The sequence below is a fragment of the Streptomyces sp. NRRL B-24085 genome, from assembly GCF_001282115.1.
Taxonomy (GTDB): Bacteria; Actinomycetota; Actinomycetes; order Streptomycetales; family Streptomycetaceae; genus Streptomyces.
Map to the genome: position 1 here is coordinate 1 of NZ_LJBR01000598.1, position 1475 is coordinate 1475.

Genomic DNA, 1475 nt, shown 5'->3' on the forward strand with positions numbered 1-1475 from the left:
GCGCGCGGAGGGAGGAGCTCCGGCGCGGGCGGCGGGCGTAGCGCCAGGTCAGTCGGCTTCGGCCGGGACGCGGGATTTCCGGGGCGGAAAACGGCGGAGCGGATTCCGGTGTCAGCACCTTGCCAGCGCAGCTCCCTGCATTGCTTTTCTGTGGTGGTGCGTGGAGTTCCTCGGTGAAGATTCAGTTGTCGGCAGGACGGGGAAATCCGGCCGACGGAATCGCAAGAAATTAAATTCTTGATTTCCGAGGGGGAAATACTTCATGCGTGACAACCTGCTGCGTGCCGTCGTCGCCACCCTGGTTCTTTCGGTCACCGTCGTGCTGGGCGGTGCGAGCGTCTCGGCGGCCGCTCCGCAGGACCCGATCTGGGGCTCGGTGACCCTGACGACGGACAGCCCGGACGAGGACCCCATCTGGGGATGAGCTGGTCCCCTCCGGGGGATGGAAGTCGGCCAACCGTGGCCGAAAGGGTCCGCTTCTTCGAAGCGGGCCCTTTGTTACTGTGCGGTCACCCTGTGAGTCGTCACATTTTCGTTGCCAATCATTTTCTGCATAAACATAATGATCGGCGGCACCTTGTGATCACTGGGGGAGGAGCACAGATGCTGGAGCCGCTCGGGCTGCCGTCCCATGTGTCCGAGATCTACCGGTCGCTGCTCAGACAGCCGGCCTCCGTGGAGGATCTCGTGGCCTCCCTCGGGTGGCGGCCGGAGCGGGTGCGCTCCGCGCTGGACGAATGCGTCCGGCTCAATCTCGTAAAACCCTCGTGGGGTGCCCCGGAAAACCTCCGTGCGGTCAGTCCGGAGGTGGCCCTCCAGGCCCTGATGACGCGTCGGGAGAACGAACTCCTGGACCGGCGCAAGGAATTGGCCGAGGCGCGGACGGAAGTCGCGCGGTTCATCGACGACCACAAGGCGGCGCAGCAGGATCTGCGGGGCTCGGTCATCGAGCGGCTCAACGGGCTGGAGGAGATACGTTCCCGCATCGAGGAGCTCACGCAGAAGTGCGAGGCCGAGCTGCTGACGTTCGCGGCCGGCGGGCCCCAGACCGCGGAGAGCCGGCAGGCGAGCCGGCCGCTCTGCGAGGACCTCGCCGGACGCGGGGTGGCGATGCGCAGCGTGTACCTCGACAGTGTGCACAACGATCCGGCGACCGTGGAGCACCTGCGGTGGCTGCACTCGCACGGGGACGAGGTGCGCACGACCGCGTCGCTGCCCTCGCGGATGCTGATCTTCGACCGGGTGCACGCGGTGCTGCCGACGGACCCCGACGACTCCGCGGCGGGGGCACTGGTGCTGCACGGGCGGGGCGTGCTGGTCGCGTTGGGCGACCTGTTCGAGCGGGTGTGGGAGAACGCCCTGCCCTTCACCCGGGGACGGCCGCAGCACCGCGAGCGCGGGGAGGGGGAGCTGACCTCGCAGGAGCAGGCGGTGCTGCGGCTGCTCGGGGAAGGGCTCACGGACGAGGTCGTCGC

Annotated in this window: 2 protein-coding genes; both read left to right on the top strand. The window is 67.9% G+C overall.

Annotated features, from left to right (window positions below):
• Nucleotides 1-262 precede the first annotated feature (262 nt).
• Nucleotides 263-424, top strand: coding sequence for a hypothetical protein (locus AOJ26_RS43700; protein WP_159044519.1), 162 nt, complete (start codon nucleotides 263-265; stop codon nucleotides 422-424).
• A gap of 179 nt (nucleotides 425-603) precedes the next feature.
• On the top strand, nucleotides 604-1475 hold an 872-nt coding region (locus AOJ26_RS40045; protein ID WP_053853253.1), incomplete at its 3' end, for a TrmB family transcriptional regulator.

What these genes read in the sequence shown, in the direction of transcription:
- AOJ26_RS43700 (WP_159044519.1), top strand. Translation starts at nt 263, where the DNA reads ATGCGTGACAACCTGCTGCGTGCCGTCGTCGCCACCCTGGTTCTTTCG.